This is a genomic window from Sulfurisoma sediminicola (genome assembly GCF_003865015.1).
Taxonomy (GTDB): Bacteria; Pseudomonadota; Gammaproteobacteria; order Burkholderiales; family Rhodocyclaceae; genus Sulfurisoma; species Sulfurisoma sediminicola.
Window position 1 is genome coordinate 93,913 of the sequence record NZ_BHVV01000003.1, and the last position, 13,329, is coordinate 107,241.

Here is a 13,329-nt window from a genome sequence, read left to right on the forward strand (position 1 = left end):
ATGAACCGTGCCACCATCGATCTCTGGGTCGGAGTCTTCGTCGCCATCGGCCTCGCCTCGCTGCTTTTCCTTGCCCTGAAGGTCGGCAACCTGGCCGCCTCCAGCACGGGCGAGACGTACCGGCTGCAGGCCGAATTTGATAACATCGGCGGGCTCAAGGTTCGGGCGCCGGTGAAAAGCGCGGGGGTCGTCGTCGGGCGGGTTGCGGACATCGGCTTCGATGCGGAGTCGTACCGCGCGGTGGTGGCGATGAACATCGACAGCCGCTACAAGTTTCCGCGCGACACCATCCTGACCATCAACACCTCCGGCCTGCTCGGCGAGCAGTACATCGGCTTCGAGGTCGGCGGCGACACGGAAATGTTCAAGGACGGTGCGATGGTGAAGAAGACGCAGTCGGCCGTCGTGCTGGAGAAGCTGATCAGTCAGTTCATGTTCAATAAGGCGGCCGAGGACAATGGCGGCGGCGAGAAGAAGTGAGGTGGATGGCGTGGAGAATCTGCTGAGAAGGCGAGTTTCACTGCTTCCGGTGCTGGCGGTCGTCGCCCTGCTGCTCGGCGGCTGCGCCACCTCCGGCAATCCCAAGGACCCGATCGAAGGCTTCAACCGCGCCATGTTCGGCGTCAACGAGGGTCTCGACAAGGTGATCTTCAAGCCGGTCGCCACCGGCTACGACGTGGTGCTGCCGTCACCTGTGAAAACCGGCGTCGCCAACGTCTTCGGCAACCTCGACGATGCCGTCATCGGCGTCAATAACCTGCTGCAGGGCAAGGGCAAGGACGGTTTCTCCGACTTCGGCCGCGTCCTCCTCAACAGCACCGTCGGCATCTTCGGCCTGTTCGACGTCGCCACCCAGATCGGCCTCGAGAAGCATGACGAGGATTTCGGCCAGACCTTCGGCCGCTGGGGCATGGGGCCGGGCGCCTACGTCTATTGGCCCGTTTTCGGCTCGCGCACGGTGCGCGACAGTTTCGGCATGTTCCTCGACTGGTATGCCGATCCCGTGGTCGCCGTCGTCCACGACGTGCCCGCGCGCAACAGCCTGATCGCGCTGCGCTTCATCAGCCACCGCGCGCAATTTCTGCCGGCCGACAAGGTGATCGAGGAGGCCGCGCTCGACAAATACGCCTATGTACGGGACGGCTATCTACAGCGTCGCCGCAACGTGATTTATGACGGCAATCCGCCGCGCGAGAAGGAAGACTTTTAAGCCGTGAAGAACCCTAATGAATCCCCCATGAAGTGGTTGCTGGGCATCATCGCCGCGCTGTGCCTCAATGCCGGCGCGCTGGCGCAGGAACTGGCGCCCGACGTCCTCATCAAGAACGTCACCAACGAGGTGCTCGACATCGTCCGCAAGGACAAGGAAATCCAGTCGGGCAGCACCAGGAAGGCGATCGATCTGGTCGATGCCAAGGTGCTGCCGCATTTCAATTTCACCCGCATGACCCAGCTGGCGGTCGCGCGCGACTGGCGCCAGGCTTCGCCGGAACAGCAGAAGACGCTGACCGCCGAATTCAGGACCCTGCTGGTGCGCACCTATTCGAAGGCGCTGACGGAGTACAAGAACCAGACCGTCGATTTCAAGCCGTTCAAGATGCAGCCGGCGGAGACCGACGTCAAGGTCCGCACCCTGATCAACCAGCCCGGCGCCAAGCCGATCGATCTCGACTACTACCTCGAGAAGCAGCCCAACGGCTGGAAGGTCTACGACATCGAGGTCGGCGGCGTCAGCCTCGTCACCAACTATCGCAGCGAGTTTTCGACTCAGGTGCGGCAGGGCGGCATCGATGGCCTGATCGCGACCCTGCAGAAAAAGAACAAGACGGGTGAGGCCACCGTCCCGAAGAAATGAGTGTGTCTGCCGCAATGCCGCGGGTATGCTCATGGCGATAAGCAGCGCCGGCGATCGCATTGCCGTGGACGGGGCGATGACCCTGCCGATGGCGACGAACCTGCTGAACGAGGGCAACGCGCTGATTGCGGACGGACTCGATCTCGTCGATCTGTCCGCCGTCACCGACGTAGACTCCTCGGGTCTCGCCGTGGTCTTCGGCTGGCTGCGCGCCGCCAAGGCGCAGGGCAAGGTCATCCGCGTCGCCAATCCGCCGGAGGATTTCATCAGCCTCGCCGAGGTCTATGGCGTGGCCGACCAGTTGCCGCTCGCCTGACGGCGCCGCTGCTTCTCCGCGTTTTCCCGTTCCATGGTTCCCGCTCTCCGCATTGCCGGCGTCACCAAGCGCTTCGGTACGACCCGGGCGCTGGCCGGCATCGACCTCGAAGTGGCGCAGGGCGAGTTCTTTGGCCTGCTCGGCCCCAATGGCGCCGGCAAGACCACGCTGATCTCGGCACTGGCGGGGCTGGTGCGGCCCGACAGCGGGCGCCTCGAAGTGATGGGTCACGATGTCCAGGCCGATTACCGCCAGGCCCGGCTCAAGCTCGGCGTGGTGCCGCAGGAACTGGTGTTCGATCCCTTCTTTTCGGTGCGCCAGACCCTGCGCATCCAGTCCGGCTACTACGGCATCCGCCGCAACGATGACTGGATCGACGAGATCCTCGCCAACCTCGACCTCGCGGGCAAGGCCGAAGCCAACATGCGCTCGCTCTCGGGCGGCATGAAGCGCCGCGTGCTGGTGGCGCAGGCCCTGGTACACAAGCCGCCGGTGATCGTGCTCGACGAGCCGACCGCCGGCGTCGATGTCGAACTGCGCCAGGGCCTGTGGCGCTTCATCCGCCGGCTCAACGGCGAGGGCCACAGCATCGTCCTGACGACGCACTACCTGGAAGAGGCCGAGACGCAGTGCGGACGCATCGCCATGATGAAGGCCGGCCGCATCGTCGCGCTCGACAGCACGGGGAACCTGCTGCGGCGCTTCGGCGACGGCACAACCAATCTCGAAGACGCCTTCATGCGCGTGATGAAGGAAGCCGCATGATTGGCTTTCTCACGCTTCTCCAGAAGGAAATCCTGCGCTTCTGGAAGGTCGGCTTCCAGACCGTCGCCGCGCCGGTGGTCACCGCCTTGCTCTACCTGCTGATCTTCTCCCATGTGCTCGAGGACCACGTGCGCATCTACGACAACGTCCCCTACACGGCTTTCCTCGTGCCCGGGCTGGTGATGATGTCGATATTGCAGAACGCCTTCGCCAATTCCTCGTCGTCGCTGATCCAGTCCAAGGTCACCGGCAGCGTCGTCTTCATGCTGCTGGCGCCGATTTCCTATCGCGCCTTCTGGGCGGCCTACGTCGGCGCCGCGGCGCTGCGCGGCCTGCTGGTCGGACTCGGCGTGTTCCTGGTGACGCTCGGCTTCACCGGCGCGCGGCTGGAGGCGCCGCTGTGGATACTCGTCTTCGCCGTGCTCGGCGGCGCGGTGCTCGGCACGCTCGGCGTCATCGCCGGCATCTGGTCCGACAAGTTCGACCAGCTCGCCGCCTTCCAGAATTTCCTGATCATGCCGCTGACCTTCCTTTCCGGCGTGTTCTATTCCATCCACTCCCTGCCGCCGTTCTGGCAGCAGGTGTCGCATTGGAACCCGGTCTTTTACATGATCGACGGCTTCCGCTACGGATTTTTCGCCTTGTCCGACGTGTCGCCGTGGCAGAGCCTGGCGGTGGTCGGGGTATGCTTCGTACTTCTCGCCGCGGTGACGCTGGAGTTGCTGCGTCGCGGCTACAAACTGAGGATGTGACCATGCTGGACCCGCAAGAAATTCAGGAGTGGATCGCCGCCGGCCTGCCCTGCGAACAATTGAGCGTCGATGGCGACGGCCAGCACTTCCAGGCCGTCATCGTCAGCCGGGAATTCGCCGGCCTCAATCGCGTGCAGCGGCAGCAGCGCGTGAACAAGGTGCTCAAGGAGCACTTCGACAGCGGCGTGCTGCACGCGCTGTCGATGCAGTGCCTGACCCCGGAAGAGGCGGCCGCCCGTGGATAAGCTGCTGATCGAAGGCGGCCGGCCGCTGTCCGGCGAAGTCGCCATTTCCGGGGCGAAGAACGCGGCGTTGCCGCTGCTCTGCGCCGCGCTGCTGACGAAGGAGCCGCTGACGCTGACCAATGTGCCGGCGCTCAACGACATCGACACCATGCTCAAGCTGCTGGTGCAGATGGGCGTCAAAGTCGAAAAAGTTATGCGTAGCGGTATCCCCGGGGACGGCGCTGGCGAGACGGTGATCCTGGATGCCTCGGGTCTCGACAATCCCGTCGCGCCCTACGAGCTGGTCAAGACCATGCGCGCCTCGGTGCTGGTGCTGGGGCCGCTGGTGGCGCGCGCCGGCGAGGCCAGGGTTTCGCTGCCCGGCGGTTGCGCCATCGGCGCGCGGCCGGTCGATCAGCACATCAAGGGCCTCACCGCGATGGGCGCCGAGGTCGCGGTCGAGCATGGCTACGTCCATGCCAAAGCGGCGCGACTCAAGGGCGCGCGGCTATTCACCGACATGGTCACCGTCACCGGCACCGAGAACCTGATGATGGCGGCGTGCCTGGCCGACGGCGAAACGGTGATCGAGAACGCCGCGCGCGAGCCCGAGGTGGTCGATCTGGCCAACTGCCTCGTCGCCATGGGCGCGCAGATCTCCGGCGCCGGCACCGACGTGATCCGCATCCGCGGCGTCGAGCGCCTGCACGGCGCCACCCACCGCATCATGCCCGACCGCATCGAGACCGGCACCTATCTCTGCGCGGCGGCCGCCGCCGGCGGGCAGATCCGGCTGACGCGGACCTCGTCGGCCTACCTCGATGCGGTGATCGACAAGCTGATGGATGCCGGCTGCGACATCGGCATCGAGCGCGAGGCCATCACCCTCAAGGCGCCGGCGCGGCCGACGGCGGTGTCGATCCGCACCTCCCCCTACCCGGCGTTTCCCACCGACATGCAGGCCCAGTTCATGGCGCTCAATGCGGTGGCCGAGGGCACCGCGGTGATCCGCGAGACGATTTTCGAGAACCGGTTCATGCACGCGGTTGAGCTGATCCGCCTCGGCGCCGACATCAAGATCGACGGCAACACCGCCTTCGTCACGGGCAAGCCCAAGCTCGACGGCGCCACCGTGATGGCCACCGACCTGCGTGCCTCGGCCAGCCTGGTCATCGCCGGCCTCGTCGCGCAGGGCGAGACGCTGATCGAGCGCATCTACCACCTCGATCGAGGCTACGAGAACCTGGAGCAGAAGCTCGCCGCGCTCGGCGCGAAAGTCCGGCGGGTAAAATAGCCCCATGAATGGAATCACCATAGCGCTCTCCAAGGGCCGCATCTTCGAGGAAACCCTGCCGCTGCTGGCGGCCGCCGGCATCGTGCCGAGCGAGAACCCGGAGTCCTCGCGCAAGCTGATCATAGGCACCAATCGACCCGACGTGCGCGTCGTCATCGTGCGCGCCTCCGACGTGCCGACCTACGTGCAGTACGGCGCGGCCGACCTCGGCATCGCCGGCAAGGACGTGCTGCTCGAGCACGGCGGCGCCGGCCTCTACCAGCCGCTCGACCTCAAGATCGCCAAGTGCCGCATGTGCGTCGCCGCGCCGGCCGGCTTCGACTACGCCGCCGCGGTGCGCCGCGGCGCACGGCTGCGCGTCGCCACCAAGTACATCAACACCGCACGCGAGCACTTCGCCGCCAAGGGCGTGCATGTCGACCTGATCAAGCTCTACGGATCGATGGAGCTGGCGCCGCTGGCCGGCCTGGCCGAGGCCATCGTAGACCTCGTCTCGTCGGGCGGAACCTTGAAGGCCAACAATCTCGTCGAGGTCGAGGACATCATGCCGATCTCTTCCCGCCTGGTGGTCAACCAGGCCGCGCTCAAGCTCAAGCGCGATCTGCTGCAGCCGGTCATCGACGCCTTCGCCGGAGCGGTCAAATGAACATTCGCCGCCTGTCCACCCGCGATCCCGAATTCCTGGCCACGCTCGATGCGCTGCTCGCCTTCGACAACTCGACCGACGAGGCCATCGAGAAGACCGTCGCCGAAATCCTCGCCAGCGTGCGCAAGCAGGGCGATGTCGCCGTGCTCGACTACACCCGCCGCTTCGACAAGCTCGAGGCGGCGACCATGGCGCAGCTGGAACTGCCCAAGGACGAACTCAAGGCGGCCTTCGACGGTTTGCCCGCCGCGCAGCGCACCGCGCTCGAACAGGCTGCCGCCCGCGTGAAGAGCTACCACGAGCGGCAGAAGCTCGAGTCATGGGAATACACCGAAGCCGACGGCACGCGGCTGGGCCAGAAGGTCACGCCGCTCGACCGCGTCGGTCTTTACGTTCCCGGGGGCAAGGCCGCCTACCCGAGTTCGGTGCTGATGAACGCGATGCCGGCCAAGGTCGCCGGGGTCCGCGAACTCATCATGGTGGTACCGACGCCCCGTGGAGAAAAAAATGCGCTGGTGCTGGCTGCTGCGCACCTGGTCGGCGTCGACCGCGTATTCACCATCGGCGGGGCGCAGGCCGTGGCCGCGCTGGCCTACGGTACCCGGACGATCCCGCAGGTGGACAAGATCGTCGGTCCCGGCAATGCCTATGTCGCCAGCGCCAAGCGCCGCGTCTTCGGCACCGTCGGCATCGACATGGTGGCCGGCCCTTCGGAAGTGCTGGTCATTTCCGACGGCTCGGGTGACCCGGAGTGGACGGCGATCGACCTCTTCGCCCAGGCCGAGCACGACGAGCTGGCGCAGTCCATCCTGCTCTGTCCCGACGCCGGCTATCTCGACCGCGTCGCCGCGAGCATCGAGAAACTGCTGCCGACCATGCCGAGGAAGGACGTCATCGCCGCGTCGATCGAAGGTCGCGGTGCGCTGATTCACGTGACCGACCTCGACGAGGCCTGCGTCATCGCCAACCGCATCGCGCCCGAGCACCTCGAGCTTTCGGTCGAGAATCCGCGCGCGCTGGTCGACAAGATCCGCCACGCCGGCGCGATCTTCATGGGCCATTACACTTCCGAGTCGCTCGGCGACTACTGCGCCGGGCCCAACCACGTGTTGCCGACCTCGCGCAGCGCGCGCTTCTCCAGTCCGCTCGGCGTCTACGACTTCCAGAAGCGCTCGAGCCTGATCGAGGTCTCGGAGGCCGGCGCGCAGGCGCTGGGACCGATCGCGGCGACGCTGGCGCATGGCGAGGGGCTGACGGCGCATGCGCGCGCGGCGGAGCTGCGCCTCAAGACTTGAGTCATAGGCGTTTGCCGTATCGCGGCGAGCCTGTCAACTGATCAAGGTCAAGGTTCCGCGGGTTTTTATCCGCTATGTTGCAGTTCTCTGCCACTTCCTGAGGAGGAGGATGATCATGGGCATGTTCGACTGGTTCAAAAGCATTGTTCAGGGGGACGGCAAGTCGGCTGCAGCTCCTGTCGCACCCGGCGACGAAAAGGGTGCCGAGGTGGGTGGACTGAACTTCAAGACGGCCATCGACGCCCATCTGAAGTGGAAGACCCGACTGGAAACCTACATCAACGGCACCAGCACCGAGGATCTGAAGGTCGAGGTCGTGTCCCGCGACGACCAGTGTCCGCTCGGCAAATGGATCTACGACAAGGGCGGCGAGAAGTATGGTTTCTCGGAAACCTTCTTCGACATGAAGGCGCACCATGCCAATTTCCATCGCTGTGCCGGCAGCGTGCTGACGGCGGCGCAGGCCGGCGACAAGGCAACGGCTACCTCGCTGTTGCACGGCGGCGATTACCTGAAGGCATCCGAACGGGTCAAGATGCTGTTGGCGCGGATGTTCATGATCGCCTCCGACGGCAAGGAAGCCATCGATGCCCACCTGATGTGGAAGAAGCGGCTGCAGGCCTACATCAACGGCGAAAGCAAGGAAGACCTCAAGGTCGAGGTCGTGTCGCGCGACGACCAATGCACCCTCGGTCACTGGATCAACGGCATCGGCGGCGAGCGCTTCGGCCACCTGCCGGCGTTCGCGGTGATCAAGTCACGCCACGCCCATTTCCATCGCTGCGCCGGCGAGGTGCTGGCCACGGCCCAGAAGGACAACAAGGCTGCGGCGCTGCACATGCTCGAGGAAGGGGCCTACCCCGATGCCTCGGATCAGGTGGCCGCGGCCATCGTCGACCTCTTCGAGCGGCAGAAGGCCGCGGGCTGAGGCTCAGCGCGATGCCGTAATATCCCGCAGCGCGCCGACCAGCGCCGCGCATTGCTCGTCGGTGCCGACGGTGATGCGCAGGAACTGGTCGATCCTCGGCTGCTTGAAGTGGCGCACGATGATCGAGCGTTGCCGTAGCGCCAGGGCCGACTTTTCGGCATCGTGCTGCGGGTGGCGGGCGAAGACGAAGTTGGCACCCGAGGGCAGGACTTCGAAACCCAGGGCTTCCAGATCGGCCACCAGTTTCGTGCGACTGCGTATGACCGCCTGGCGCGTGCGGTCGAACCACTCGCGGTCTTCGAGCGCGGCCACCGCACCGGCGATGGCGAGGCGGTCGAGCGGGTAGGAGTTGAAGCTGTTCTTTACCCGCTCCAGCGCCTCGATGAGGTCGGCATGGCCGACGGCGAAGCCGACGCGCAGGCCGGCGAGCGAGCGCGACTTGGAGAAAGTCTGCACCACCAGCAGGTTCGGGTAACGCCTGACCAGCGCCACGGCCGATTCGGCGCCGAAGTCCACGTAGGCCTCGTCGATCACCACCACGGAATCAGGATTGGCATCGAGCAGCCGGGCGATGTCGGCCAGGGGCAGCGCGCGCCCGGTCGGGGCGTTGGGGTTGGGGAAGATGATGCCGCCATTGGGCTTCGCATAGTCGCCGACGCGGATGGCGAAGGCATCGTCGAGCGGCACCGTCTGGTACGCGACACCATAGAGGCCGCAATAGACCGGATAGAAGCTGTAGCTGATGTCGGGGAAGAGGATCGGCTTGTCGTGCTTGAGCAGGGCGAGGAAGACGTGGGCCAGCACCTCGTCGGAGCCGTTGCCGACGAAGACGTTGCGCGGCTCGATGTCGCCGAAGAAGCTGGCCACGGCCGACTTGAGGCGGTCGGCATTGGGGTCGGGGTAGAGCCGCAGCCCGTCGTTGATCTCTCCGCGCAACGCTTCCAATGCCTTGGGCGACGGCCCGTAGGGATTCTCGTTGGTGTTGAGCTTGACCAGGTTGGCGAGCTTGGGTTGCTCGCCCGGAACGTAGGGCGTGAGACCCTTGACGACGGTGCTCCAGAATCGGCTCATGACTGCGGCAGGGTGGCTTTGCGGTAGGCGTGAAATGGTATCATGCGCTCTCGATTCAACCATGAAGCCTACTGCGATGCGCAGCGCCGAAGTCCAACGCAACACCCTCGAGACCCGCATCCGGGTCAAGGTCGATCTCGACGGCAGCGGCAAGTCCAGGCTCGCCACCGGCGTCGGCTTCTTCGACCACATGCTCGACCAAATCGCGCGCCACGGCATGCTCGACCTCGAGGTCGAGGCGCAGGGCGACCTGCACATCGACGCCCACCATACCGTCGAGGACGTCGGCATCACCTTCGGCCAGGCGCTGGCGCAGGCCTGGGGCGACAAGAAGGGCCTCGTCCGCTACGGCCATGCCTACGTTCCGCTCGACGAGGCGCTGTCGCGCGTGGTCATCGATCTCTCGGGCCGTCCCGGGCTGACCTTCAACGTCGATTTCGTGCGCGGCAGCGTCGGCGAGTTCGATGTCGACCTCGTGCGCGAGTTCTTCCAGGGCCTGGTCAATCACGCCAACGCGACGGTGCATATCGACAACCTGCGCGGCGACAATGCCCACCACCAGGCCGAGACGGTATTCAAGGCCTTCGGCCGCGCCTTGCGCATGGCGGTCGATGCCGACCCGCGCGCGGCCGGTGCGATCCCCTCGACCAAGGGCAGTCTCTGATTCCTGCGCCATGACTACCGTAGCTGTCGTCGATTACGGCATGGGTAACCTGCGTTCGGTCGCCAAGGCGATCGAGCATGTCGCCCCCCACGCGCAGGTCCTCGTCACCGCCGATCCGGCGCAGGTCGCTCAGGCGGCCCGCGTCGTCGTGCCCGGCCAGGGGGCGATGCCCGACTGCATGCGGGAACTGAACGAGCGCGGCCTGCGCCAGGCGGTGATCGACGCCGCGGCGAACAAGCCTTTCCTCGGCATCTGCATCGGCCTGCAGATGCTGTTCGAGCACAGCGAGGAGGGCGACGTGCCCGGCCTCGGCGTGATCAATGGGAAGGTGCGGCGCTTTCCGCACGAGGCGATGGTGTCCACCGACGGCAGCCGCCTCAAGGTGCCGCACATGGGCTGGAACGAGGTCGAGCAGGCCGAACCGCACGCGATGTGGAACGGCATCGGCAACGGCAGCCGCTTCTACTTCGTGCACAGCTACTATGTCGAACCGGCCCAGCCCGACGTGATCGCCGGCTCCACCGTCTACGGCATCCCCTTTACCAGTGCGGTGGCGCGGGATAACATCTTCGCCGTCCAGTTCCACCCCGAGAAAAGCGCCGAATCCGGCCTGCGGCTCCTCGGCAACTTCATGAGCTGGAATCCCTGATTCCCGACGAGTTCCCACCATGCTGCTGATACCCGCGATCGATCTCAAGGATGGCCAGTGCGTCCGCCTCAAGCAGGGCGTGATGGACGGGGCCACCGTCTTCTCCGAGAATCCTGCCGAAATGGCGCGCCACTGGATAAATCAGGGCGCGCGCCGGCTGCACCTCGTCGACCTCAACGGCGCCTTCGCCGGCAAGCCCAAGAACGAGCCGGCGATCAAGGCGATCCTGCAGGAAGTCGGCGAGGAGATTCCGGTGCAACTCGGTGGCGGCATCCGCGACCTCGACACCATCGAGCGCTGCCTCGACGACGGCATCAGCTACGTCATCATCGGCACGGCCGCGGTGAAGAACCCCGGTTTTCTGCATGACGCCTGCACCGCCTTTCCCGGCCACATCATCGTCGGCCTCGACGCCAAGGACGGCAAGGTGGCCGTCGACGGCTGGTCGAAGATGACCGGCCACGACGTCATCGACCTGGCGAAGAAGTTCGAGGACTACGGCGTCGAAGCCGTGATCTACACCGACATCGGCCGCGACGGCATGCTCTCCGGCGTCAATGTCGACGCCACCGTCAAGCTGGCGCAGGCGCTGAAGATCCCCGTCATCGCCTCCGGCGGCATCGCCAGCGTCGACGACGTCAAGGCGCTGTGCGCGGTCGCCGACGAGGGCATCATGGGCGCGATCACCGGCCGCGCCATCTACGAAGGCAGGCTCGACTTCAAGAAGGCCCAGGCCGAAGCTGACAAATGCGCCGGCAAGGGCGCGAAGAAATAGGCGCTTGGCGACCTGATCCCATGCTCGCCAAGCGCATCATTCCCTGTCTCGACGTCAAGGCCGGCCGCGTGGTCAAGGGCGTCAATTTCGTCTCCCTGCGCGACGCCGGCGACCCGGTAGAGATCGCCCGCCGCTACGATGAACAGGGTGCCGACGAGATCACCTTCCTCGACATCACCGCCAGCTCCGACGAGCGCGACATCATCCTGCACATCGTCGAGGCGTGCGCCGAGCAGGTGTTCATTCCGCTGACGGTCGGCGGCGGCGTGCGCAAGGTCGAGGACGTGCGCCGGCTGCTCAACGCCGGTGCCGACAAGGTCAGCATGAACACCGCCGCGGTGCAGAACCCGGACCTCGTCGCCGAAGCCTCGGCCAAGGTCGGCTCGCAGTGCATCGTCGTCGCCATCGATGCCAAGCAGACCTCTCCCGGCAAGTGGGAGGTGTTCACCCACGGCGGCCGCAACAACACCCACATCGACGCCATCGAGTGGGCGCGGAAAGTCGAGTCCCTCGGCGCCGGCGAAATCCTGCTCACCAGCATGGATCGCGACGGCACCAAGAACGGCTTCGACCTGGCGCTGACCCGTGGCGTATCCGAAGCCGTGGGCATTCCGGTCATCGCCAGCGGCGGCGTCGGCAACCTGCAGCACCTGGCCGACGGTGTCACCGAGGGCAAGGCCGACGCGGTGCTGGCCGCGAGCATCTTCCACTACGGCGAATACACGGTGAAGCAGGCCAAGGAATTCATGCGTTCGCGCGGCATCGAGGTCAGGCTTTGAGCAGCAGGTGGCTCAATGAGGTGAAGTGGGACGAGCAGGGCCTCGTCCCCGCCATCGCCCAGGACGCGAAGACCGGCGAGGTTCTGATGTTCGCCTGGATGAACCGCGAGGCGCTGGAAAAGACCGCGCAACTCGGCCAGGCCGTGTACTGGTCGCGTTCGCGGCGCAAGCTCTGGCACAAGGGCGAGGAATCCGGCCACTTCCAGAAGGTGGTGGAATTGCGCACCGACTGCGACAACGACGTGATCCTGCTGAAGATCGAGCAGGTGGGCGGCATCGCCTGCCATACCGGGCGGCGCAGCTGCTTCTTCAACAAGCTCGAGGACGGGCATTGGAAGGATGTCGAGCCGGTGCTGAAGGACCCCAAGGAGATCTACAAATGATTGACCTCGAAGTCATCCACCGCGTGCAGGAGACGCTGATCGCGCGCAAGGACGCCGCGCCCGACTCGTCCTACGTCGCCAGCCTCTACGCCAAGGGCACCGACGCCATCTGCAAGAAGGTGGCGGAGGAAGCGGCCGAGGTCATCATGGCGGCCAAGGACGGCGACCGCCTGCACCTGGTACGCGAGGTCTGCGACGTCTGGTTCCATACCCTGGTGCTGATGACCCACTTCGGCATCGGCGTCGACGACGTGATGATGGAGTTCCGCCGCCGCGAAGGCATCTCGGGCATCGACGAAAAGAAATCCCGGGGCACCAAATGAGTGATTGCATCTTCTGCAAGATCATCGCCGGGCAGATTCCCTGCAAGAAGGTGTACGAGGACGACGACATCTTCGCCTTCCACGACATCAACCCGGCCGCGCCGGTGCATTTCATGGTCGTGCCCAAGCAGCACATCGCCTCGCTCTACGAGGCCGACCAGTCGCACCAGGCCGTGCTCGGCAAGATCCTCGCCAAGGCCGGCGAACTCGCCCGCGCGCAGGGCGCCACCGACGGCTTTCGCACCATCATCAACACCGGCCGGGTGGGCGGGCAGGAGGTGTATCATCTGCACGTCCATATCATCGGTGGCCCCGACCGGCTCGGGCCGATGATCGTCAAGAAAACAGGAGCTTAGGCATGGGATCCTTCAGTATTTGGCACTGGCTGATCGTTCTGGTGATCGTGATGCTGGTCTTCGGCACCAAGAAGCTGCGCAACATCGGCTCCGACCTCGGCGGCGCCGTCAAGGGCTTCAAGGAGGGCATGAAGGAAGGCACGGCCGGCGACGCGGCGGCCAAGCCGTCCGAGCCGGCACAGCAGGTCGGCCACACCATCGAGGGCGAGGCCAAGAAAGAAAAGGTTTGAGCCAGGCCCTTGGACGCAACGACG

At 65.4% G+C, this 13,329-nt stretch carries 19 protein-coding genes and 1 pseudogene; 19 read left to right on the plus strand and 1 reads right to left on the minus strand.

Annotation, left to right across the window (positions count from 1 at the left end; all coding sequences use genetic code 11):
• The 11 genes and pseudogenes from mlaD (at position 1) to EJE94_RS06815 (ending at position 8,075) form a co-directional block, all read left to right on the plus strand.
• A complete protein-coding gene (mlaD, locus tag EJE94_RS06765; protein ID WP_121242643.1) occupies positions 1-480 on the plus strand; it encodes an outer membrane lipid asymmetry maintenance protein MlaD in 480 nt (159 codons plus the stop codon).
• 49 nt (positions 481-529) lie between these two features.
• Positions 530-1,210, plus strand: coding sequence for an MlaA family lipoprotein (locus tag EJE94_RS06770; RefSeq protein WP_243642548.1), 681 nt, complete (start codon positions 530-532; stop codon positions 1,208-1,210).
• 27 nt (positions 1,211-1,237) lie between these two features.
• On the plus strand, positions 1,238-1,855 hold the full coding sequence (locus tag EJE94_RS06775; RefSeq protein ID WP_121242639.1) for an MlaC/ttg2D family ABC transporter substrate-binding protein: 618 nt from the start codon (positions 1,238-1,240) through the stop codon (positions 1,853-1,855).
• Positions 1,856-1,886: 31 nt separating this feature from the next.
• Positions 1,887-2,171: an STAS domain-containing protein gene (locus tag EJE94_RS06780; RefSeq protein WP_165904768.1), complete on the plus strand. Its 285-nt coding sequence runs from the start codon at positions 1,887-1,889 to the stop codon at positions 2,169-2,171.
• 33 nt (positions 2,172-2,204) lie between these two features.
• Positions 2,205-2,873, plus strand: a pseudogene (locus EJE94_RS06785) (ABC transporter ATP-binding protein); the annotation flags it as partial.
• Between the two features lie 59 nt (positions 2,874-2,932).
• Entirely contained in the window at positions 2,933-3,688 is a 756-nt protein-coding gene (locus tag EJE94_RS06790) for an ABC transporter permease (protein ID WP_121242633.1), read from the plus strand.
• Positions 3,689-3,690: 2 nt separating this feature from the next.
• Entirely contained in the window at positions 3,691-3,933 is a 243-nt protein-coding gene (locus EJE94_RS06795; RefSeq protein WP_121242631.1) for a BolA family protein, read from the plus strand.
• Positions 3,926-5,206 (plus strand): UDP-N-acetylglucosamine 1-carboxyvinyltransferase, encoded by a 1,281-nt coding sequence (gene murA, locus EJE94_RS06800; RefSeq protein ID WP_121242629.1) that lies wholly within the window; start codon positions 3,926-3,928, stop codon positions 5,204-5,206. Before EJE94_RS06795 ends, murA begins: the two co-directional genes overlap by 8 nt.
• Positions 5,207-5,210: 4 nt before the next feature.
• Positions 5,211-5,852: an ATP phosphoribosyltransferase gene (gene hisG / locus EJE94_RS06805; protein WP_121242627.1), complete on the plus strand. Its 642-nt coding sequence runs from the start codon at positions 5,211-5,213 to the stop codon at positions 5,850-5,852.
• Positions 5,849-7,147: a histidinol dehydrogenase gene (gene hisD / locus EJE94_RS06810; protein ID WP_121242625.1), complete on the plus strand. Its 1,299-nt coding sequence runs from the start codon at positions 5,849-5,851 to the stop codon at positions 7,145-7,147. The genes hisG and hisD overlap by 4 nt, the downstream gene beginning before the upstream one ends.
• A gap of 115 nt (positions 7,148-7,262) precedes the next feature.
• On the plus strand, positions 7,263-8,075 hold the full coding sequence (locus tag EJE94_RS06815; RefSeq protein ID WP_165904769.1) for a CZB domain-containing protein: 813 nt from the start codon (positions 7,263-7,265) through the stop codon (positions 8,073-8,075).
• 3 nt (positions 8,076-8,078) lie between these two features.
• On the opposite strand, the gene hisC is transcribed toward EJE94_RS06815, so the two are convergent.
• A complete protein-coding gene (gene hisC, locus EJE94_RS06820; protein WP_121242621.1) occupies positions 8,079-9,146 on the minus strand; it encodes a histidinol-phosphate transaminase in 1,068 nt (355 codons plus the stop codon).
• A gap of 76 nt (positions 9,147-9,222) precedes the next feature.
• On the opposite strand from hisC, the gene hisB reads away from it, so the two are divergent.
• From hisB to tatA, 8 genes are read left to right on the plus strand one after another with little or no spacing between them, the layout of a single operon-like run.
• Positions 9,223-9,810, plus strand: coding sequence for an imidazoleglycerol-phosphate dehydratase HisB (gene hisB, locus EJE94_RS06825; RefSeq protein WP_121242619.1), 588 nt, complete (start codon positions 9,223-9,225; stop codon positions 9,808-9,810).
• Between the two features lie 10 nt (positions 9,811-9,820).
• Entirely contained in the window at positions 9,821-10,459 is a 639-nt protein-coding gene (gene hisH / locus EJE94_RS06830; RefSeq protein ID WP_121242617.1) for an imidazole glycerol phosphate synthase subunit HisH, read from the plus strand.
• Positions 10,460-10,478: 19 nt separating this feature from the next.
• Positions 10,479-11,234: a 1-(5-phosphoribosyl)-5-[(5-phosphoribosylamino)methylideneamino]imidazole-4-carboxamide isomerase gene (gene hisA, locus EJE94_RS06835; protein ID WP_121242615.1), complete on the plus strand. Its 756-nt coding sequence runs from the start codon at positions 10,479-10,481 to the stop codon at positions 11,232-11,234.
• Positions 11,235-11,254: 20 nt separating this feature from the next.
• On the plus strand, positions 11,255-12,013 hold the full coding sequence (gene hisF, locus EJE94_RS06840) for an imidazole glycerol phosphate synthase subunit HisF (protein WP_121242613.1): 759 nt from the start codon (positions 11,255-11,257) through the stop codon (positions 12,011-12,013).
• The gene (gene hisI / locus EJE94_RS06845; RefSeq protein WP_121242611.1) at positions 12,010-12,396 is read left to right on the plus strand and encodes a phosphoribosyl-AMP cyclohydrolase; all 387 of its coding nucleotides are present in this window, start codon (positions 12,010-12,012) and stop codon (positions 12,394-12,396) included. Before hisF ends, hisI begins: the two co-directional genes overlap by 4 nt.
• On the plus strand, positions 12,393-12,719 hold the full coding sequence (locus tag EJE94_RS06850) for a phosphoribosyl-ATP diphosphatase (RefSeq protein WP_121242609.1): 327 nt from the start codon (positions 12,393-12,395) through the stop codon (positions 12,717-12,719). The genes hisI and EJE94_RS06850 overlap by 4 nt, the downstream gene beginning before the upstream one ends.
• Entirely contained in the window at positions 12,716-13,075 is a 360-nt protein-coding gene (locus EJE94_RS06855) for a histidine triad nucleotide-binding protein (RefSeq protein WP_121242607.1), read from the plus strand. The genes EJE94_RS06850 and EJE94_RS06855 overlap by 4 nt, the downstream gene beginning before the upstream one ends.
• A 2-nt stretch (positions 13,076-13,077) precedes the next feature.
• Positions 13,078-13,305 (plus strand): Sec-independent protein translocase subunit TatA, encoded by a 228-nt coding sequence (tatA, locus tag EJE94_RS06860; RefSeq protein WP_121242605.1) that lies wholly within the window; start codon positions 13,078-13,080, stop codon positions 13,303-13,305.
• Positions 13,306-13,329: the final 24 nt, after the last annotated feature.